General features: G+C 67.5%; 19 protein-coding genes and 2 pseudogenes. 8 read left to right on the top strand and 13 right to left on the bottom strand.

Translation table 11 applies throughout. The features are described 5' to 3' along the window. Positions 1-43: 43 nt before the first annotated feature. From hpaD to hpaI, 6 genes are read right to left on the bottom strand one after another with little or no spacing between them, the layout of a single operon-like run. Positions 44-1,000: a 3,4-dihydroxyphenylacetate 2,3-dioxygenase gene (hpaD, locus tag IEX93_RS09175; protein WP_188847910.1), complete on the bottom strand. Its 957-nt coding sequence runs from the start codon at positions 998-1,000 to the stop codon at positions 44-46. Continuing rightward, positions 988-1,437 (bottom strand): 4-hydroxyphenylacetate 3-monooxygenase reductase subunit, encoded by a 450-nt coding sequence (hpaC, locus tag IEX93_RS09170; protein WP_188847909.1) that lies wholly within the window; start codon positions 1,435-1,437, stop codon positions 988-990. Before hpaC ends, hpaD begins: the two co-directional genes overlap by 13 nt. Next, on the bottom strand, positions 1,434-2,885 hold the full coding sequence (gene hpaB, locus IEX93_RS09165; protein WP_188847908.1) for a 4-hydroxyphenylacetate 3-monooxygenase, oxygenase component: 1,452 nt from the start codon (positions 2,883-2,885) through the stop codon (positions 1,434-1,436). Before hpaB ends, hpaC begins: the two co-directional genes overlap by 4 nt. 3 nt (positions 2,886-2,888) lie before the next feature. Continuing rightward, positions 2,889-4,445: a 5-carboxymethyl-2-hydroxymuconate semialdehyde dehydrogenase gene (gene hpaE / locus IEX93_RS09160; protein WP_188847907.1), complete on the bottom strand. Its 1,557-nt coding sequence runs from the start codon at positions 4,443-4,445 to the stop codon at positions 2,889-2,891. Then, the gene (locus IEX93_RS09155) at positions 4,442-5,182 is read right to left on the bottom strand and encodes a fumarylacetoacetate hydrolase family protein (RefSeq protein WP_188847906.1); all 741 of its coding nucleotides are present in this window, start codon (positions 5,180-5,182) and stop codon (positions 4,442-4,444) included. The genes hpaE and IEX93_RS09155 overlap by 4 nt, the downstream gene beginning before the upstream one ends. Then, the gene (gene hpaI / locus IEX93_RS09150) at positions 5,179-6,072 is read right to left on the bottom strand and encodes a 2,4-dihydroxyhept-2-ene-1,7-dioic acid aldolase (RefSeq protein ID WP_188847905.1); all 894 of its coding nucleotides are present in this window, start codon (positions 6,070-6,072) and stop codon (positions 5,179-5,181) included. Before hpaI ends, IEX93_RS09155 begins: the two co-directional genes overlap by 4 nt. Positions 6,073-6,236: 164 nt before the next feature. On the opposite strand from hpaI, the gene IEX93_RS09145 reads away from it, so the two are divergent. After that, positions 6,237-7,592 carry a PucR family transcriptional regulator gene (locus IEX93_RS09145; RefSeq protein WP_188847904.1) on the top strand — a complete coding sequence of 452 codons (1,356 nt, stop codon included), beginning with the start codon at positions 6,237-6,239 and terminating at the stop codon, positions 7,590-7,592. A gap of 22 nt (positions 7,593-7,614) precedes the next feature. Beyond that, positions 7,615-8,043: a hypothetical protein gene (locus IEX93_RS11610; RefSeq protein WP_229906147.1), complete on the top strand. Its 429-nt coding sequence runs from the start codon at positions 7,615-7,617 to the stop codon at positions 8,041-8,043. A 128-nt stretch (positions 8,044-8,171) separates the two neighbouring features. Here the strand turns inward: IEX93_RS11610 and IEX93_RS09135 are convergent, their stop codons facing one another. From IEX93_RS09135 to IEX93_RS09110, 6 genes are read right to left on the bottom strand one after another with little or no spacing between them, the layout of a single operon-like run. Continuing rightward, positions 8,172-8,939 carry a hypothetical protein gene (locus tag IEX93_RS09135; protein WP_188847903.1) on the bottom strand — a complete coding sequence of 256 codons (768 nt, stop codon included), beginning with the start codon at positions 8,937-8,939 and terminating at the stop codon, positions 8,172-8,174. Next, positions 8,940-9,623 (bottom strand): ABC transporter ATP-binding protein, encoded by a 684-nt coding sequence (locus IEX93_RS09130; RefSeq protein WP_188847902.1) that lies wholly within the window; start codon positions 9,621-9,623, stop codon positions 8,940-8,942. A 9-nt stretch (positions 9,624-9,632) separates the two neighbouring features. After that, the gene (locus IEX93_RS09125) at positions 9,633-10,829 is read right to left on the bottom strand and encodes an ABC transporter permease (protein ID WP_188847901.1); all 1,197 of its coding nucleotides are present in this window, start codon (positions 10,827-10,829) and stop codon (positions 9,633-9,635) included. Continuing rightward, positions 10,830-11,528: an outer membrane lipoprotein-sorting protein gene (locus IEX93_RS09120; RefSeq protein ID WP_188847900.1), complete on the bottom strand. Its 699-nt coding sequence runs from the start codon at positions 11,526-11,528 to the stop codon at positions 10,830-10,832. It lies immediately after the preceding gene. A gap of 2 nt (positions 11,529-11,530) precedes the next feature. Continuing rightward, the gene (locus IEX93_RS09115; RefSeq protein WP_188847899.1) at positions 11,531-12,709 is read right to left on the bottom strand and encodes an ABC transporter permease; all 1,179 of its coding nucleotides are present in this window, start codon (positions 12,707-12,709) and stop codon (positions 11,531-11,533) included. Beyond that, positions 12,706-13,140 carry a GbsR/MarR family transcriptional regulator gene (locus IEX93_RS09110; protein ID WP_188847898.1) on the bottom strand — a complete coding sequence of 145 codons (435 nt, stop codon included), beginning with the start codon at positions 13,138-13,140 and terminating at the stop codon, positions 12,706-12,708. Before IEX93_RS09110 ends, IEX93_RS09115 begins: the two co-directional genes overlap by 4 nt. A 155-nt stretch (positions 13,141-13,295) precedes the next feature. On the opposite strand from IEX93_RS09110, the pseudogene IEX93_RS11870 reads away from it, so the two are divergent. Together IEX93_RS11870 and IEX93_RS11605 are read left to right on the top strand one after the other, a co-directional pair. Then, a pseudogene (locus IEX93_RS11870) lies at positions 13,296-13,349 on the top strand (hypothetical protein); the annotation flags it as partial. Positions 13,350-13,416: 67 nt separating this feature from the next. Beyond that, positions 13,417-13,566: a hypothetical protein gene (locus IEX93_RS11605; RefSeq protein WP_229906146.1), complete on the top strand. Its 150-nt coding sequence runs from the start codon at positions 13,417-13,419 to the stop codon at positions 13,564-13,566. Here the strand turns inward: IEX93_RS11605 and serA are convergent. Further along, on the bottom strand, positions 13,563-15,128 hold the full coding sequence (serA, locus tag IEX93_RS09100; protein ID WP_188847897.1) for a phosphoglycerate dehydrogenase: 1,566 nt from the start codon (positions 15,126-15,128) through the stop codon (positions 13,563-13,565). The two genes, IEX93_RS11605 and serA, sit on opposite strands and share 4 nt — an antisense overlap. 98 nt (positions 15,129-15,226) lie before the next feature. Between serA and IEX93_RS09095 the strand changes: the two genes are divergently transcribed. The 4 genes and pseudogenes from IEX93_RS09095 to IEX93_RS09080 all read left to right on the top strand — a co-directional run. Beyond that, positions 15,227-16,069, top strand: a complete 843-nt coding sequence (locus IEX93_RS09095; RefSeq protein ID WP_188847896.1) for a DegV family protein — start codon at positions 15,227-15,229, stop codon at positions 16,067-16,069. A 1-nt stretch (position 16,070) separates the two neighbouring features. Further along, positions 16,071-16,895: a DegV family protein gene (locus tag IEX93_RS09090; RefSeq protein ID WP_229906145.1), complete on the top strand. Its 825-nt coding sequence runs from the start codon at positions 16,071-16,073 to the stop codon at positions 16,893-16,895. Positions 16,896-16,898: 3 nt separating this feature from the next. Beyond that, positions 16,899-17,357: a D-aminoacyl-tRNA deacylase gene (gene dtd, locus IEX93_RS09085; protein ID WP_188847894.1), complete on the top strand. Its 459-nt coding sequence runs from the start codon at positions 16,899-16,901 to the stop codon at positions 17,355-17,357. Between the two features lie 65 nt (positions 17,358-17,422). Continuing rightward, positions 17,423-17,938 (top strand): annotated as a pseudogene (locus IEX93_RS09080) (fatty acid desaturase); the annotation flags it as partial. Positions 17,939-18,004 lie beyond the last annotated feature (66 nt).

The following is an 18,004-nucleotide window of genomic DNA, read 5'->3' as shown; positions in this document are numbered from 1 at the left end:
AGGGACCTTTGTCCCGTCAAGCCCCGGGCTGGAACCGGGGCCCTTAGGTCACGTGCTCGGGGAGGCCCTGGAGGGCCGAGGCCCTCGTGGGCACGGGCTTCCCCTCCAGGTCCAAGAGGAGGCTCCCCTCCAAAAACCAGCTTTTGGGGGTGCGGTGGCCCCAGAGGGTCTGGCGGCGGGGGTCGTCCAGGCTCCAGCGCACCGGGGGGTGGTCGGGGTCCACGGTGAGGTAGTCGGAGGTGTAAAGCTCTATGCGGTGCCCGTCGGGGTCCCTGAGGTAGAGGAACATGGCGTTGGAGATCCCGTGCCGCCCGGGGCCCCGCTCTATCTCGTCCGTGCGCATGGCCCCCGCCAGGATGTCCGCCGCCTTCAGGATGGCGAGGGGGTCTGGAAGCCAGTAGGCGAAGTGGTGGAGCCTGGGGCCCTCCCCGTTGGTGAAGGCGACGTCGTGGACGTTCCCCTTGCGGTGGAGCCAGCTCGCCCAAAGCCTTCCCTCCTCGTCCTCCGTGTACTCGGTGAGGCGGAAGCCGAAGACCTCCTGGTAGAAGCGGGTGGCCCTGTCCACCTCGGGGGAGAAGAGGTTGAGGTGGTCTATGCGCAGGATCCCGGGTCCCCGGTACTCGTGGTAGTTCTGCAGGACCCGGGGAAGCTTCTCCGCCCGGAAGTAGAAGGCCAGGGGGTAGCCGAAGGGGTCTTGGACCCTTAGGACCTCGGGCCTACCCCAGTCCGCCTCGAGGCGGTGGGGAAGCCCCTCCTGCTGGGCCCAGGTCCGGGCCTGGTCCAGGCCCTCCTCGTCCACCTTGAAGCCCAAAGCGGCCACGGCGGGAAAGGGAGCCTCGGTGAGCTTGAGGCTCCACTCCAGCTCCTCGTAGCCCCTAAGGTAAGCGCTCTTCCCTTCCCGGTGCTCCAGGCGGAAGCCGAGAAGCCCCTGGTAGAACTCCAGGCTCCTTTCCAAATCCCTCACCCAAAGCTCCAAAAACCCCACCCTCACGATGGCCATACGAGCCTCCTGTAGCCCCTTTGGAAGTAGACCAAAGGAGGCCCCTCCTCCCCCAGCTCCACCCGCTCCACCCGCCCCACCACGATCCGGTGGTCCCCCCCGGGGTAGAGGGCGTGGAGGCGGCAGAAGAGGACGGCGAGGGCCCCCTTCACCCTTCCCCCTTCCAGGGCGACCCCCTCACGGGGCCTCCCGGCGAAGTGCTCGGAGACCGCCTCCTGCCCCTCCCGGAGGAGGCTCACCGTGAAGGCCCCCGCCCCCTCGAGGACGGGAAGGAGCTTGGCCCTTTCGCTCACCGCCAGGGCCACGAGGGGGGGCTCGAGGCTTAGGGACATGAAGGCGGTGGCGGTCATCCCCCTCTCCTCCTCCCCAAGCCGCGCCGCCACCACCGTGACCCCGCTGGCGAAGCGGCTCATGGCCTCCTTGAAGGCCTCCTTCACGCCTCTACCTCCTCAAAGACCTTGAGGCTCTCCTTGAGGAAGGCGCGGATCCTCTCCTTGTAGGGCTCCTTGTCGTAGACCTGGTAGAGGGTCTGGTACATGCGCACGGGGTCGCCGAAGAAAAAGCGCTCGTAAAGCTCCTGCCGGGCCCCGAAGCCGGAGAGGGTCATGTCCCAGGCCAAGCGGAAGAGGGCCACCCGCTCCTTGGCCTCCAGGGTTGCCCCCTGGAGGAACTTCTCCAGGAAGGGGCCGAGGGGCCCCTTGAAGTCCTTTTCCGAGGGGAGGGTGATGAGGCCCGAGGCCCCGATCTGCTGGATGATCTCCCGGATCCTGGGGTAAAGCCTCGGGTAGAGGTTCCGGGCCCCGTCCAGGGCCTTGCGGTCGGGGCAGAGAAGCCCGTAGGCGTTTTCCTTGGCCTCCTCCTCGGCCCTCGTCCAGAAGGCCTTCATGGCCTCGAGGTAGACGATGATCTCGGCGATCTTCTCCTGGACATGGGCGTAGGCGTCGGCCCCGATCCCCTCCGCCATGAGGGCCGCCACCCCCAAAAAGGCCTCGGTCTTGGCGGTCTTCAAGGCCACCACCTGGTGGGCCATGTGGTTCAGGGCCCCCGTGGCGGCGTAGGCGTTGTTGCAAAGCTCCACGTTCCCCAGGATGAAGACCCGTTCCCAGGGGACGAGAACGTCGTCAAAAACCACCAGGCAGTCCATCTCCTCGAGGCGGCTAGAAAGGGGGTAGTCAAAGGGGCTATCCCCCCCCACCAGGCCTTCCCGGCAGACGAAGTGAAGCCCAGGGGTGGAGGTGGGAAGGGCGAAGGCGATGGCGTACTTCTCGCTTCCCGGGCCTTCCTTGAGGAGGGTGGAGGGGAAGACGAGGACCTCGTCCGCTAAGGGGAAGGTGGCGGTCATCCGCGCCCCTCGGACCACGATCCCCTTCTCCGTCTGCCTGACCACCCCCACGGGGATGTAGGGGTCGGGCTGGGCGGAAGGGGGCTTCGCCCGGTTCACCTGGGGGTTGGTGAGGGCGTGGGTGGTGGCCAGGTCCTTGTCCCGGAGGTACCGGTAGTAGTTCCTTACGTTTTCGGCGAACTCCCCGAAGTAGTCGGCGCTCGCCGCGTAGGCCATGACCACGGCGTTCAGGTAGTCGGGGCTTCGCCCCATCATCCCCAGGTTCTGGTCGGCCCAGAGCTTGTAGGCCTTTCCCCGCCGCTTTAGGTCCTCCCTGGTCTTAGGGATGAGGAAGCTCGTCCCGTGCCGCTTCCCCTCCTCCTCGTAGGTGAGGACCTCCCGGTAGCGGGGGTCGTGCTGCAGGTCGTAGAGGAGGGCCATGGTGCGCACGATCCCCCGGAAGACGGGGTGGGTGGTGGGGTCCTCCACCTTCTCCCCCTTGTACCAGAGGTTGGGGGGGCGCATCCTTAGGGCCTCGAGGTACTCCGCTCCCGTCCTTGCCATGGGCTACCTCCCTTCCTTTCCGAACTTGGGCACGTGGGGGGGCCTTAGGGGAAGGGCGATGGTCTTGAGGTCGGTGTAGAAGTCCAGGGCGTAATGCCCCCCTTCCCGCCGGTCCCCGCTTTGCTTCACCCCGCCGAAGGGGGTGGGCAGGTGGCGGACGTTGTGGCTATTCAGGTAGACCATCCCCGCCTCGAGCTCCAGGGCGAGGCGGTGGGCCCTTTCCAGGTCACGGGTGAAGACGTAGGCGGCAAGGCCGTACTTGGTGTCGTTCGCCTTCCTTAGGGCCTCCTCCTCGTCCTTAAAGGGGATGGCCACGAGGACGGGCCCGAAGATCTCCTCCTGGGCGATTTTCATGTGGTTTTCCCCCACGAAGAGGGTGGGCTTGAGGTAGTTCCCCCGGGAGAGGTCCTCCCCCCGGAAGGAGGTGGTGGCCCTTTCCCCGCCCACGAGAAGCCTCGCCCCTTCCGCAAGCCCCGCCTGGATGTAGCCCAAAACCCTTTGGAGGTGCTCGGGGTGAACGAGGGGCCCCACCTCGGTCTCGGGGTCCAAGGGGTGGCCCACCCGGATGGCCTTGGCCCTTTCCGCCACCTTCGCCACGAAGTCCCCAAAGATGCTCTCCTCCACGAGGAGCCTGGAGCTTGCCGTGCACCTTTCCCCGTTAAAGGAATAGATCTGGAAGACCACGGCGTCTAAGGCCCTTTCCAAATCGGCGTCGGCGAAGACCAAAGCGGGGCTTTTCCCGCCGAGCTCCGGGGAAAGCCTTTTGAGGTGCTCCGCGGCGTTTCGCATCACGATCTTCCCCGTCTCCGTCTCCCCGGTGAGGGTGAGGAGGGGGACCAGGGGGTGGGCCACCAGGGCCGCCCCCGCCTCCTCGCCAAAGCCTTGGACCAGGTTGAAGACCCCGGGGGGAAGGTCCGCCTCCTCCAGGATCTCGGCGAGCTTCGTGGCGGTGAAGGGGCTCCACTCGGCGGGCTTCAGGACCACGGTGTTCCCGAAGGCCAAGGCGGGGGCGATGCGCCAGGTGGAAAGCATCAAAGGGGCGTTCCAGGGGGTGATGATCCCCACGGGGCCCGTGGGAACCCGCACGGTGTAGTAGAGCCAGTCCCGGTCCACGGGGAAGGTCCGGTCCTCCATGGCGTGCTCGGCGTACTCGGCGTAGAAGGCGAAGTTCTCCGCCGCCCGGGCCACCTGGGCCCGGACGATCCTTAGGACCTGCCCCGCATCCAGGCACTCCATCACGGCAAGCTCGTCGGCGTGCTTTTCTATGAGCTCGGCGATTTTGAGGAGGTAGCGCTTCCTTTCCTTAGCCTTGGTGCGGCTCCACCTGGGAAAGGCCTCGTGGGCCGCCCGGGCCGCCTTGTCCACCTCCTTGGGCCCGCCCCTTGCCGCCACCCCCAGGACCTCGTTGGTGGCGGGGTCTAGGGAGGGGAAGGTTTCCCCGCTTTCTGAAGGGACGAAGTTTCCGGCGATGTAGTGGAGGGCGGGCCTTTCCTTTAGGCGCCGCCGCACCGCCTCAATGGTTTCCCAAGGGATGCCCGCAACCTGGTCGGCGTACCTCATGGCTCCTCCTCTATGGGGTTTTCCAGGGCCCCAAGGCCCTCGATCTCCAGGCGCATCACGTCCCCGGGGTGGACCTGGCTTATGCCCTTGGGGGTGCCGGTGAGGAGGACGTCGTAGGGCTCTAAGGTCATGAACTCAGAGATGAACTCTAAAAGCTCGGCCACGGAGTAGAGCATCCTCGAGGTGTGCCCCTCCTGCCGGAGTTCCCCGTTCACGTAGGCCCGAAGCCAGAGGTCCTGGGGGTCTTCCACCTCCTCCACCACCAGGAAAGGCCCCAAGGGCAAGAAGGTGTCCCGCCCCTTGGCCCTGATGGGGGGGCGGAAGGTGTTTTTCACGTAGTCCCGGGCCACCAGGTCGTTGGCGATGGTGTAGCCCAGGACGTGGTCCAGGGCGTCCTTGGCCTTGACCTTCTTCATGGGGCGGCCCACCACCACGGCAAGCTCCACCTCGTAGTGGACGAACCTGGCCCCCTTGGGGTAGAGGACCACCCCCTTGTGGGGGAGGAGGCTGGTGTTGGGCTTCCAAAAGAGGGCGGGCTCCTCGGGGCGCTCTAGGCCCAGCTCCTCGGCGTGGTCGGCGTAGTTCAGGGCCACCCCCAGGATCTTCCCCGGGGTGAAGGGAAGGAGCCAGGTGACCCTCTCGGGGTCGTGGGCCTCCCCCGCCTCGTCCAGGAGAAGGCCTTCCCGATAGACCCCCTGGTGGACCCGGCCCTTGGCGAGAAAGCGAGCGAGCTTCATGCCGCCTCCTTGGGGAGAAGCCCGTAGCGCTCGGCCATGCGCCTAAGCCTCTCCTCCACCTCCGGGGTGGTGGGGCCCAAGGGGGGCCGCCACTCCTTCTCCAGGAGGCCCATCCAGGAAAGGACGGTCTTCAGGGGGATGGGGTTCGTGTCCCAGAAGATGGCCTCGTTGGCCTCGAGGAGGTAAAAGTGGAGTTCCCGCGCCCCCGGGTAGTCCCCGGCCAGGGCCCTTTCGCAAAGGAGGGCCACCTCCTTGGGGAGCCAGTTGGCGGTGGCGGCGATGGTCCCCACCGCCCCCAGGCTCATCATGGGGAGGGTGAGGCTTTCTAAGCCGCAGAAGACGAGGAAGTCCCGCCCCGCCTCCAGGAAGAGGTGGGAGAGGTACTCCAGGTCCTTGGAGGAGTGCTTGAGGCCCACGATGTTGGGGAAGTCCCGCCTTAGGCGCCCCACGGTCTTGGGGGCGATCTCCACCCCGGCCCGGCCCGGGATGTTGTAGATGAGGAGGGGGAAGTCGGGCACCGCCCGGGCCACCTCGGCGAAGTAGCGGTAAAGGCCCTCCTGGTTGGGCTTCACGTAGTAGGGGACGATGACCAAGGCCCCTTGGGCCCCCGCCTCCTTGGCGAAGCGGGTGAGCTCTAGGGTCTCCTGAAGGCAAAGGGCCCCGGTCCCTGGGATCACGGGAACCCGGCCCGCCACCTGATCCAGGACGACCTCTATGGCCCGCTTCCTCTCCTCCAGGGTCTGGGTGCCGGGCTCCCCCGTGGTGCCCCCCACGCTCACCCCGTGGGAGCCCCCTTGGACCACCCGCTCCACCAGGCGCCTTAAGGCCTCCTCGTCCAGCCGGCCGTTGCGGAAAGGTGTGGGTAAGGGCGGTATGGAACCCCGGAACATGCTGCTCCTTTCCCCTCCAGGGTGGCCCGGGGGAGGGGCGGGGAGCAACTGGGCATTTTTTCAAACCTACCGGGAAATTTGTTCCTAAAGACAAAGACCCTCCCCTTGTCGGGCAGTCTGGGGGATGGTATGGGTAGAGAGAAACGAAAAGAGGAGGAACTTTTATGGAAAATGCCAATACCTTCACCCAGCTGGCCGAGGATCTGGGCCTCACGGCCCTGGTGCCCTCGGAGCGCCCCGTCCTCTACCTGGTGCCCACCCCCAGGCCCCTCTCCTTCCTGGAAGGGGCCCTCCTCCTCTTCCGGCCCGAGGGGGGGCTCTACCGCTACCGCACCGCCTCGGGCTTCCTCCTCCCCGAGCCGGACCTCGAGGTGGAGGCCTTCGCCCGGAAGGAGGGCCTGGGCCTCGCCCTCTACCCCCCTTGGCTTAAGCGGGAGGCCCTGGAGGAGGCCCTCGCCCTCCGCCTCTTCACCCTGGGGCCCGGCCTCGCCCTGGCGGGGGTGCTGGACCTCCTCCTGAGGCTCCCGGAAAAGCCCCTATTGGAGGTCCTCCACCAGGCCACGGGGCTTCCTCTGGCCCACCTCGCCCCTTGGGGGGAGGTCTTGGGCTTCGCCGGGGCCGTCCCCGCCCACCACCCCAAGGAGGCGGGGCTTGGCGAGGGGTACTGGGCCCTGGAGGCGGGGGAAGGGCTCTTGGTGGCCTACGGAACGGAGGAGGCCTTGAGACGGGCCCGGGGGCTTCTGGAGGTGGCCGCCCGCCTCCTCAAGGTGCGCTCCTTGGAAAAGAGCCTGGAGAGGATGCGGGAGGAGTCCCTAGGGGGAGCGCTCCTAGAGGCCCTGATCCTGGGGGAGGCGGACCCCGGGCGGCTCTTCGCCTTCGGCTTCGCCGAGGGGGTGGAGTGGGTCTTGGCCCTGGTGGAGCCCCCCGAGGTGCCGGGCCGCCACCGCCTGGCGGAGGAAAGGCGGCGGGAAGCCACCCTGGAGCTCCGCCGCCGGGCCGGGGCCTACCTGGACCGCCTCGGGGTTCCCTACCTCCTCGCGGGCCGCGGCAACCGGGTGGTGGCCATATGGCAGGTGCATAGCCCGAGGAAAGAGGCGGAAGCCCTCCTCAAGGCCCTTCCCCCGGGAAGCCGCCTGGGCTACTCGGCGGTGCACACGGGGGGCGAGGTCCAGGAGGCCTACCGGGAGGCCCTCATCGCCCTCAAGGCCGCCCGGCCCGGGGAGGCCCTCTCCTTCGCGGGCCTTGACCCCGTGGCCTTCGTCCTCCTGCAGCAGTCCCCCGAGGACCTGAAGGCCCTGGTGGAGCGCTACCTGCCCCTTTCGCCCAAGCTTTTAAAGACCCTCGAGGCCTACATGGCCGCAGGAAGGGTGGAGGAAGCGGCGGAAAGGCTCCACGTCCACCCCAACACCCTCCGCTACCGCCTGAAGCGGATAGAGGCGGTCATCGGCCCCCTTTCCCAGCCCGAGGTCCTGGCCCGGGTCCACCTGGCCCTGAGGGCCCGGGAGCTCCTTCTGGGCTAGCCCCCGGGGTAAGATGGCCTCCATGGGAAAGCTCAAGGTCCTTCTGGCCCTTCTGGCCTTGACGGGCTCGGGGTGGGCCCAGACCCTGGTGGAGGCCACGGCGGTGGCGGCTTTGAGCTCGGGCCTGGACCCGGCGGTGCGCCTGCCCTCGGGCTCCTACAAGGCCCGTAGCCCCGAGCCCCTTCTCCTCCGCTTCCCCGAGGCCAAGGGGTACGCCCTGGAGGCCTTCGCCGTCAAGGGCGTGGCCGCCCGGCTCCACGCCGCCTTTATCCAGCAGGTCCTCACCGCCTTCGCCGCCGCCGGGTACCTGGTGGAAAGCCAGGAGGAGAAGGTGGTGGAGGGGGAGGTGCGCACCAAGTACGTCCTCAAGGATAGCCTGGGCCGCCCGGCCCTCCTCCTGGTGGTGCGCAAGGGGGACGAGCTGGTCTACGGTTTCGGCCGACGCCGCTAGGTACCAGGCATGGGCAGGGCCTAGGGCAGGGGCTCGGTGGGGAAAGCGTAAAGGGCGGGCGCTTAGCCTCCTTGGGTGGGCTTTTTGGGGCGTTTATGTGCCATTTTTCACGATGAAAACGGCTCGTGCTAAAACTCTCCTTTAAGACTCACCCCCCAGACCCAGGCCCCCGCCCCGTACCCCCCGTGCACCCGCCACCCTTCCCCCTCCAAGGCCAGGCTGCCCCACCACCCTTCCCGGTAGCCGAGGCTTCCCAAAAGGGCCAGCTCCTCCAAGGGCCAGCTCGCGGCCAGGCCCAAGCCCCAGGGGTAGGTCCCCTCCAGGGTGAAAAGCCCCTCCCCTAAGACCCAGGAAACCCCCACGAGGCCGTACCCCTTGCCCGCCTTCAGCCTCGCCTCCCCGTAGGCCACCGCCTCCCCCAGGGCCAGGCTTCCCGCAAGGCCTCCCCCCTGGCTTTCCAGCCAGGCCCTAACCTCGGGAAGGGCCAGCTCCAAAACCCCACCCCGCTCCCAGCCGTAGCCCAGGCGCAGGCGGAAGGGGCCGTACCAGGTGAGGGTCCCTCCCCACACCCCCTCCTCTCCCCCCGCAGGCCCCGGGGTGTTCCAGGTGTAGGGGAAGACCCGCCCCTCTCCCAGGCTGAAGGGAAGCCGCCCCAAAGCCAGGCCCAGCTCCCCCTCCTCCGCCCGCAGGACGAGCCGCTCCAGGGAAACCCCGCCCTGCCCCCACCGGGCCTGCCAGTAAGGGGCGAGGGCGTAGGCCAAGGACCCGCCTTCCAGGGGCAAGGTCCCTAAAAGGCGCAGGAAGAAGGTGGGGCTCGCCCCCACCCCGTACACCCCGAGCTCCACCCCCTGGGCCCATGCGGGCACGAAGAGGAGGAGAAGGCCTAAGGCGCGCACCTAGCGCACCTCCTCCCCCACGATGCGGCCGTCCTCGAGGCGCACCACGCGGCGCACGTGTTCCAGAAGCCTGGGGTCGTGGGTGGAGAAGAGGAAGGTCACCCCCTGGGCCTCGTTCAGGGCCTTCATGCGCTCTATCAGGGCGAGGCCCGTCCGGGAGTCCAGGTTGGCCGTGGGCTCGTCCGCCAAGACCACGAGGGGCTCGGCCGCCAAGGCCCGGGCCACGGCCACCCGTTGCTGCTCCCCCCCGGAAAGCTGCCTGGGGTAGCGGTGGGCCTTGTCCTTTAGGCCCAAGGCGGCCAGGGCCTCCAAGGCCCGGCGCTCCCGCTCCCCCTTGGGCACCCCCCGAAGCTCCAGGACAAAGGCGGCGTTTTCCAAGGCGGTGAGCACGGGAAGGAGGTTGTAGGCCTGGAAGACGAGGCCGATCCGCTCCAGGCGAAACCGGGCCCGTTGCGAGCGGCTAAGGCGGTCCAGGCGCACCCCTCCCACGTACACCTCCCCCTCCGTGGGCAGGTCCAGCCCCGCCAAAAGGTGCAAAAGCGTGCTCTTGCCGCTCCCCGAGGGCCCCACCAGGGCGGTGAACTCGCCCTTCTCCACCCTGAGGTCCACGCCCCTCAAGGCCTCCGTCTCCACCCCGTCCCCCCGGTAGACCTTCCGCACCCCTTTGGCTTCCAAGATGACCATAAGCCCCTCCTACGGCACGTAGCGCATGGCCTCCACGGGCTCCAGCCTCGAGGCCAGCCACCCCGGCCACAAGGCCGCCAAGAGGGCCACCCCCACGGCGTAGCCCAGGGTGAGGAGCACCTCCTTCATCCCAAGCCGCCCGTAGAGGACCTCCGGCAGGCCAAACTCCCGGTACTGCTCCAAGATCCAAGCGGGGAAGGGAAAACGGAAGCCGTTGGCAAGCTCCAGATGGAGCAACAACCCCGCCCCCATCCCCACCAAGGCGGAAACCCCCACCAAAAGGAGGCTCTCCCAGAAGACCAAGGCCATAAGCCGCCCCCCGGTGAGGCCCAAGGCGGCCAGGAGGCCGAACTCCCGCACCCTTTCCACCAGGGAGAGGTAGAGGGCGTTGAGGAGAACGAGCCCCCCCAGGACGAAGAAGATCCCCACGTAGATCCCCATCACCGTGTCGTACAGGGGCAAAAGGGCAGCGTACACGGGATTGGCCTCCAACCAGGTTTCCACGCGAAGGCCCGGAAGGTGGGGCTGAAGGTCCGCCTTAAGCGCCTCCAGGGGTTCTTTCTCGTAAAGCCCCACCCCCGAAAGCCGGATCTCCAACCGGCTCACCCGCCCCGGGGCCAGAAGGGCCTGGGCATCCGCCAAAGGGACGAGGACCGTGCGGGCCTCCAGGTGGGTTTCGGGCAGGTCCAGAAGGCCCACCACCCGGAAGGCGTAGACCCCAAGCCCTAGGCCCCCCGGGGCGTAGGCCACCACCTCGTCTCCAAGGCGCACCTTCAGGGCCTTGGCCAAAGCCTCGCCCAGGAGGGCCTCCCCCGAGGCCTCGGGCAGGCGCCCCTCCTTGAGCAAGCCCCGCTGCCTCGCCAAACCTTCCGGGGTGAGACCGGTGAAGACCACCGCCCGGCTCCGCTCCCCGGCCACAAGGAGCCCGCCCCCTTCCAAAACCCCCTCAACCCGGGCCCCTTGCGGCAGGGAAAGGGACGGGGGGACGAAGGTGAGGCTTTCCAGGTCCTGCTTCGCCTCGTAGCCCTCCACCCGCACCACAAGGTGCCCGGTGCGGTCCAAGACGCGCTGGAAAAAGGCGTCAAAGGTCCCGGCGTAGACCGAAAGGAAGGCCAAGGAGAGGAAGACCACCAGGGCCACCACCCCACCGGTGGTGAGGCTCCGCCCGGGGGTGCGGAGGAGGTTCCGCCAGGCCAAGCGGAGCACCTAGCACCCCCTTTCCAGGACCAAGGGGCTGAAGCACCGCTCAGGAACCGGGCCCACCCGGACGTCCTGGATCTCCACCCGGGTGCGGTACCCCTCCTTGAGGAGGTCCTTTAGCTCCATGGTTCGGGGCAGGTAGGCCCCGTCCAGGCGCTGGTAACCCCCAAGCCGGAGTTCCCGCACCGCCTGGCCCCGCTGGTCGTAGTAGAGGACCCGTTCAATCAAATCCCCTTTCAGGTACACCTCCACCCGGCCGTAGGGCGTGGCCGCCCCGGGCTTCGGGGTGAGGACCAAGACCCCTTGCGCCTCCTCCACCTGGAAAAGCTCCTCCAGGTCCCGGCCCATCAGGTCCTGGTAGGTGAGGTCCGAGCCCAAAAAGCGCTCGGTGCGCCCCGTGGGGGGCAGGCGCAGGGTCCGGCCCAGGCGGGGATCGTAGAGGTAGAGGTCCTGGCCCAAGGACAAGAAGGCCTGCCCCGCCTCGCTTCTAGGCTCCAGCACCCGGAAGTGGGCCCGCTTTCCGTCGGTGTAGACCCTAATCCGATAGGTCCTGGTGCTCCCGGGGCGCTCCACCGTCAAGACGTAGACCCCCTGGTGGGCGGGCCCCCGCAAGCGGTCCAGGGCCGCCTTGAGCTTGTCCAAGGGGCTTTGCGCCAAGACCAGGGCCAGAAGGGCCAGGATGAGGAAGGCCAGGGTCCGCTTCATGGTCATTCCCCCTTCAGGTAGCGGGCAAGCTCCAGCCGAAGGACCAGCCGCCCAGGGAAGAGGAGGGCCAAAAGGCCGGAAAGGGCCACCACCAAGGAAGCGTAGAGGGCGTAGACAGGGCGCAAGGCGGTGTAGAGGTGTTCGGAAAGCCCAGACTCGGGAAGGAGCTCCACGCTAAGGCGCATAAGGGGCCCGAAAACGTCGTGGGTGGCGGTGTAGTAGAGGAGGGCGTAGCCCAAAAGGAGGCCCAAGACCAGGCCCACCCCGCTGGCCAAGGCGGCTTCCAGGGCCACCTGGGCGGCAAGCCGCCCTGGGGTGAGGCCCAGGCTTTCCGCCACGGCGAACTCCCGCAGCCTTTCCCGCACGCTCACGTAGGTGGTGCTGACCACAGCGGTGGCAGCGAGGAGCATGAAGAGGCCCAAAAGGGGGAGGTAGAAGAGACGGCTTCCCTCGTAGTCCGCCCGGATGGGCCCCATGAGCTCCCAGACCCCCTTGGCCTTGAGCCCCGGGGGCAAGGTGGCGTTCAGGGCCCGGGCCGTGGCCTCCTCCCTCCCCCGCCCGGCCTCCACCGCCAGGTGGGTGGCCCAGACCCCGGTGCCCGCCAAAAACCTTGCGTCTTCCAGGTGGAGGTAAACCCCGGCGAAGTCCACGTTAGAAACCCCCGCCCGAAGGAGGCCCACCACCCTTAGCCCCAGGGCCGCCTTGCCCGTCTCCAAAACGAGGCGCTCCCCCACCCGCACGTCCAAGCGCTCCGCCAAGCGGTAGCCCAAGACCACCTCGCCCCTCCCCTCAAGCCAGCGCCCCTCGGCCACCTTGGCCGGCACCCGGGAAAGGCGCCTTTCCCCTTCCGGGTCCACCCCCAAGGCCACGCCCCCTTCCGCCCGGTAGGGAGAGCGCAAGAGGACGTAGAGGGAAAGCCGCGGGGTGTAGGGCACCCCCAAAGGAGGAGGCTCCGTAAAGCCGTTCGTGGGGTCCGGGTCCTCCCACCAGGCCTCCTTGGCCACCACCACGGGGGCCTCCACGTACCGGGCGTAGGCCTCCACCAGGCTTTCCCCGTAGCCATCCAAGAACCCCAGCATGAAGAGGACCGCCACGGTGACGTAGACCACCACCAAAGAGAGGAGGGCGGTGCGCCGCCTTTGCCTTAGGACGTTCCGCCAGGCCAAGGAAAGAAGGGTCATGCTCCCTCCAGCTTGGCGAGCAAGGCGGGGAGTTCCCGCTCCAAGAAGGCGTAGAAGTCCCGCATCTCCTTAAGCCGCGGGTTCTCCCCCGTGAGAAAAAGGCCCCGCTCCGCAAGCTCCCGGTAGCGGCCTAGGACCTTGATCCCCTCTTGAAGAAGCTTGCGCCAGGCCCCGGGCCGCACCGCGTACCGGTCCGCCCGCTCCCCCCTCCGCCGGAAGCGCTCCACCAGGTGGAGGCGGACCAGGTAGCCCAGGGCCGGGCTCAAGGCCCCCTTGCTCACCCCTAAAGCCTCCCCGATCTCCTTGGCCGTGGGCTCGGGGGGCTCGGCCACCAGGAGGAAGGCCAGGGCCCGCCCGGCCATGCGGGGTATCCCCCCGGCCTCAAAAAGGCGGGCGGCCTCCTCTATCCAGCGGGCAAGGGCGGGGTCCACGGCCTCAGGCTAGCATCGTTCACAAAGTTTTGTCAAGACAGAACTCTACGAACGCTTAACGCTATCCTAGAGGCCCACCAAGAAATACGGCAAAAACCGGGGGCAGCCCCGGGCTTAGGGATAGGGGTGCCTTAGAGAGCGCAGCCTATGCACCCCGGGAGGGCGCCTACGGACAAGAGACCTACCCCACCTTTTTCGGCAAAGTGGCCGCCCTAGGCTACCGCCTCTGCCAAGGCCACCCCTTCGTGGACGGCAACAAGCGCACCGCCTCTCGCCATGGTCTGGACCCTGAGGGCCAACGGCTACAGGGTCCGCCTGGAGCCGCTCGCCGCCACCACGGTCATGGTCCTGGTGGCCAAGAGGAACCTGGGCCACGCACCACCCTCCTCCCCTTCCGGCCTAGACCCCGCCGAGGAAAACCCCTAAAGCTCCACCAGGTCCACCCGCTCCAGGACGGGAAGGGCCCTTAAGGCCTCGAGGACCTCGGGAGAGGGCTTCTGGTCCACGGTGAGGACGAAGAGGGCCCGGCCCCCGGGGACGTCGCGGCCCAGTTGCATCCCGGCGATGTTCACCCCGGCCTCCCCCAAGAGGGTCCCCACCTGGCCCACCACCCCGGGACGGTCGTAGTTGACGCAGACCAGCATGTACCCCTCGGGCACCACCTCCAGGGCGTAGTCGTCTATGCCCACCAGCCGGGGCTTCCCCCCGATCACCACCCCCCGGGCCCGGCGGGTCTCCTGGTCGGTGATCAGCCTGGCCTCCACGAGGCGGGTGTACTCCCCCGCCTCCTCGGAGCGCAAGGTGGTGAGCCCGATCCCCCGGTCCTTGAGGAGGGGCCTCGCCGAGACCAGGTTCACCGCCCCTTCCCCCAGGACCTTGGCGAGGAGGCCCTTGGCCACGGCGCTGGCGATGGGCTCGGGGTCCTTCTCAAACTGGCCTAGGAAGCGCACCTCCAAAGCCTCGGGCCTGCCCCGGGTGATCTGGGCGAGGAGCTTCCCCAAGGCCTCCCCCAGGGGGAGGAAGCCCCTTAGGGCCTCCAGGGCCTCGGGGTCAAAGCCGGTGTTGAGGGCGTAGGAGAGGTCTCCCTCCAGGGTCTTAACCACCCTTTCCAGGATGGCCTCCCCCACCCTTTCCTGGGCCTCAAAGGTGTTCGCCCCCAGGTGGGCGGTGTGGACCACCTTGGGGTGGTGGAGGAGGGGGTGGTCCTTGGGGGGCGGCTCCTGGGCGAAGACGTCCAGGCCGGCGGCGAAGAGGTGCCCCTCCTCCAAGACCTCAAGAAGGGCCTTCTCGTCTATGATCCCCCCCCGGGCGGCGTTCACCACCACCGCTCCCCGGGGCAGGAGGTAGAGCTCCCTCCGGCCGATCATCCCCCGGGTCTCCTCGGTGAGGGGGGTGTGGACGGTGAGGAAGTGGCTTTGCCGGAGGAGGTCCTCGAGGTTTTCCAAAAGCTCCACCCCAAGGCTTTCCGCCCGGGCCTTGGGGATGTAGGGGTCGTAGGCCAGAACCCGCATCTCAAAGCCCTTGGCGAAGCGGGCCACCTGGCTTCCGATCCGCCCGAGGCCCACGATCCCCAAAGTCTTCCCCTTAAGCTCCAGGCCCAAGAACTTCCGGTCCCACTCCCCCTGCCGGATCTTCCGGTCGGAAAGGGCGATCCCCCGGGCGGCGGCCAAGAGGAGGCCGAAGGCGAGCTCGGCGGCGGAGCGGGTGTTGGCTTCGGGGACGTTCACCACCAGGATCCCCAGGCGGCTTGCCGTCTCCAGGTCCACGTTGTCCACCCCGACCCCGCCCCGGCCCACCACCTTAAGCCGCTTGCCCCGCTTTAAGAGCTCGGCGTCCACCTGGGTGCGGCTTCGGGTGATGAGGGCGTCGTAGGCGGGGATGATCTCCAAAAGCTCCTCCCGGCCGATGCCGGGGCGGTAGTCCAAAAGGACCCCCGGGTACTTCACGTCCCCAAGCCGCATGTCGTCGGAGACCAGGATCCGCCACATATACCCTTGAAGCTAGCAAAAAGGCCGCTTCCGGGCAACTTCCCGGCTACACTACACGCCTTGCCGTGGTATCCTGTCCCGGACAACAAGGAGGCTCCATGAAGGTTGCCTTGGTGACCGATTCCACCGCCGACCTGCCCAAGCCCCTAAGGGAGGCCTTGGGGGTGCGGGTTGTTCCCCTTTACGTCCACCTGGGGGGGCGGGTCTACCGGGACTGGGAGGAGATCTCCCCTAAGGAGATCTTCCGAAAGGTGCGGGAGGAGAACACCTTCCCCACCACGAGCCAGCCCTCCCCCGAGGACTTCCTCAAGGTCTACCGAGAAGCCCTCCAGGAGGCGGACCAGGTGCTTTCCATCCACATCTCCAGCAAACTCTCGGGCACGGTGCAGTCGGCGGAACTGGCCGCCAGCGAGTTTTCCGGCCGGGTCGTTGTCTTTGACTCCCTGGCTGCCTCCTTGGGCATTGGCATGATGGTCCTAAGGGCCCACGAGCTCCTTAGGGAAGGCCAGGACCTCCCTGCTGTCCTAAGGGAGCTTCAGCGCATCCGTCAGGACCACTTCGTGCGCTTCAGCGTGGCCACCCTGGAGTTCCTCAAGCGGGGCGGGCGCATCGGCGGGGCCCAGGCCCTTCTGGGCACCCTCCTCAACATCAAGCCCATCCTCACCCTAAAAGGAGGCCGGGTGGAGGTGGCGGGCCGGGCCCGGGGAGAGAGGAAGGCCCGGGAGGAGATCCTCAAGGACTTCCGGGCCTGGGGGGAGGGGCGGAAGGGAATCCGCGCCTACTTCCTCTATAGCGGGGAAGAGGAGGTGGTGAGGGAGCTCAAGGAGATGGTTTTGGTCTCGGGGCTTCCCGTGGAGGAGGCCCTGGTGAGCGAGCTCGGGGCGGTGATCGCCAGCCACACGGGACCCGGCACCTATGGCTTCTACGCCTATAGCCTCTAGCGTGGCCTTCGTGGCCGACTCCACCTTGGGGCTTACCCCGGAGGAGGCGGCCAGGCGGGAAATCCACCTGGTGCCCCAACAGGTGGTCCACGGGGAGCGAAGCTACCGCGACCTTCTGGAGATCTCCCCCCAAGAGGTCCTCCGCCTCCTTCGGGAAGGGGCCAAGCTTTCCACGAGCCAGGTCTCCCCCCAGGACCTACGCCACCTCTACGAGGCGCTCCTTTCCCGCTACCGGCGGGTGGTCTCGGTGCACGTCTCCGGCTTCCTCTCGGGCACGGTGGCCACGGCCCAGAGCGTGGCCCAGGCCTTCGGGGGGCGGGTCAAGGTCCTGGACTCCTGGTCCCTTAACGGCGGCCTCCTCCTGGTGCTGGAAAGGGCGCGGCAACTCCTGAAGGAAGGGGTGGCCTGGGAGCACCTGGAAGAGGCCCTCGCCCCTTACCGGGAAAGGGTTTTGGGCTACGTCCTCCCCGAGACCCTCACCTACCTGCACCGCTCGGGAAGGATCTCGGGCCTACAAAGCTTTTTGGGCGGGCTTCTCCGGGTTCTGCCCGTCCTCGAGGTCCGGGAAGGCCGGGTCCACCCGGGGCCCCGGGTCCGGGGCTTCACCGAGGGGATACGCAAGGTGGCGGCCCTCTTCCGCCGGGACTTCCCGGGAGGGGCCCAGGTCTACCTGGCCCACGCGGAAAACCCAGAAGGGGCCAAGGCCCTGGGCGAGGCCCTGAAAGCGGAAGGGGTGGAGGTCCTGGGGGTGATCCCGGCGGGGGCGGCGGTGAGCGTGCACACCGGCCCCGGCACGGTGGCGGTCTTCGCCGGTCCTAAGGGGTGAGGGATGCGGGCGGTGGTGCAACGGGTCTCCGAGGCCTTCGTGGAGGTGGAAGGGGAGGTGGTGGGAAGGATCGGGCTCGGGCTTCTGGTCCTCCTGGGGGTGGGCCAGAAGGACAACCTCGAGGACGCCCTCTACCTGGCCCGCAAAATCGTGAACCTAAGGGTCTTCCCCGACGATCAGGGCAAGATGAACCTCTCCCTCAAGGAGGTGGGAGGAGAGGTGCTTTTGGTGAGCCAGTTCACCCTCTACGCCGACACCCGCAAGGGCAACCGCCCCTCCTTCCTCCAGGCCGCCCCCCCGGACCAGGGGAAAAGGCTTTACGAGATGGCCCTCGAGGCCTTCCTCCAGCAGGGGGTCCACGTGGAGACCGGGGTCTACGGGGCCCACATGCGGGTCCACCTGGTGAACGACGGCCCCGTGACCCTCATCCTGGACTCGGAGGAGCGCCTCAAGCCCCGGTAGGGTCTCACCCTTCTCAGGAAGCCCCGGGGTAGGGTTGGGCTAACCCTGAAAAAGGGGAGTCGCTTATGGATAAACAAGCCCAACCCGTAACGCCCAAAGACTGGATCCCCCTCATCAAGCCCTACGCCAAGCCCAACACCCTGCGGAGCCTCCGCCAGGTGGCCACCACCCTCCTTCCCCTTCTCGCCCTCTTCTACCTGGCCCACCTGGCCCTCGCGGTCTCCCCCTTCCTCACCCTGGCCTTGGACCTTGTGGCCGCCCTCTTCCTGGTGCGGCTTTTCATCCTGCAGCACGATGCCGGGCACGGCTCCTTCTTCCCCAAGAAGTGGATGAACGACACCCTGGGCTTCTTCACGGGGGTCCTGACCCTGGTGCCCTACCACCACTGGCAGCTCTCCCACGCCCGCCACCACGCCACAAGCGGCAACTTAGACAAAAGGGGCGTGGGGGATATCTACACCATGACCCTGGAGGAGTACCTGAAGGCCACCCCCTGGGAAAGGCTCCAGTACCGCCTCTACCGCAACCCCTTCGTCATGTTCTTCCTCGGGCCCATCTACGTCTTCATGCTCTCCTACCAGGGCTTTACCCAAAACTCCTTCCTCGCCCTCCCTTAGCCTGCTTCAAGAGTTCTTGGGTGACTTCAT

This window comes from Thermus composti, assembly GCF_014647535.1.
Lineage (GTDB): Bacteria > Deinococcota > Deinococci > Deinococcales > Thermaceae > Thermus > Thermus composti.
The sequence above is the reverse complement of the archived record's forward strand: the minus strand, read 5'-3'. Positions and strand labels throughout refer to the sequence as shown.

Bases quoted from the DNA above. Each gene is read 5' to 3' on its own strand.
- hpaB (WP_188847908.1), bottom strand. From the start codon at position 2,885: ATGGCAAGGACGGGAGCGGAGTACCTCGAGGCCCTAAGGATGCGCCCC.
- IEX93_RS09145 (WP_188847904.1), top strand. From the start codon at position 6,237: ATGGAAAATGCCAATACCTTCACCCAGCTGGCCGAGGATCTGGGCCTC.
- IEX93_RS09130 (WP_188847902.1), bottom strand. From the start codon at position 9,623: ATGGTCATCTTGGAAGCCAAAGGGGTGCGGAAGGTCTACCGGGGGGAC.
- hpaI (WP_188847905.1), bottom strand. From the start codon at position 6,072: ATGTTCCGGGGTTCCATACCGCCCTTACCCACACCTTTCCGCAACGGC.
- hpaE (WP_188847907.1), bottom strand. From the start codon at position 4,445: ATGAGGTACGCCGACCAGGTTGCGGGCATCCCTTGGGAAACCATTGAG.
- dtd (WP_188847894.1), top strand. From the start codon at position 16,899: ATGCGGGCGGTGGTGCAACGGGTCTCCGAGGCCTTCGTGGAGGTGGAA.
- IEX93_RS09120 (WP_188847900.1), bottom strand. From the start codon at position 11,528: ATGAAGCGGACCCTGGCCTTCCTCATCCTGGCCCTTCTGGCCCTGGTC.
- IEX93_RS11605 (WP_229906146.1), top strand. From the start codon at position 13,417: ATGGTCTGGACCCTGAGGGCCAACGGCTACAGGGTCCGCCTGGAGCCG.
- hpaD (WP_188847910.1), bottom strand. From the start codon at position 1,000: ATGGCCATCGTGAGGGTGGGGTTTTTGGAGCTTTGGGTGAGGGATTTG.
- IEX93_RS09155 (WP_188847906.1), bottom strand. From the start codon at position 5,182: ATGAAGCTCGCTCGCTTTCTCGCCAAGGGCCGGGTCCACCAGGGGGTC.
- serA (WP_188847897.1), bottom strand. From the start codon at position 15,128: ATGTGGCGGATCCTGGTCTCCGACGACATGCGGCTTGGGGACGTGAAG.
- IEX93_RS09115 (WP_188847899.1), bottom strand. From the start codon at position 12,709: ATGACCCTTCTTTCCTTGGCCTGGCGGAACGTCCTAAGGCAAAGGCGG.
- IEX93_RS11610 (WP_229906147.1), top strand. From the start codon at position 7,615: ATGGGAAAGCTCAAGGTCCTTCTGGCCCTTCTGGCCTTGACGGGCTCG.
- IEX93_RS09095 (WP_188847896.1), top strand. From the start codon at position 15,227: ATGAAGGTTGCCTTGGTGACCGATTCCACCGCCGACCTGCCCAAGCCC.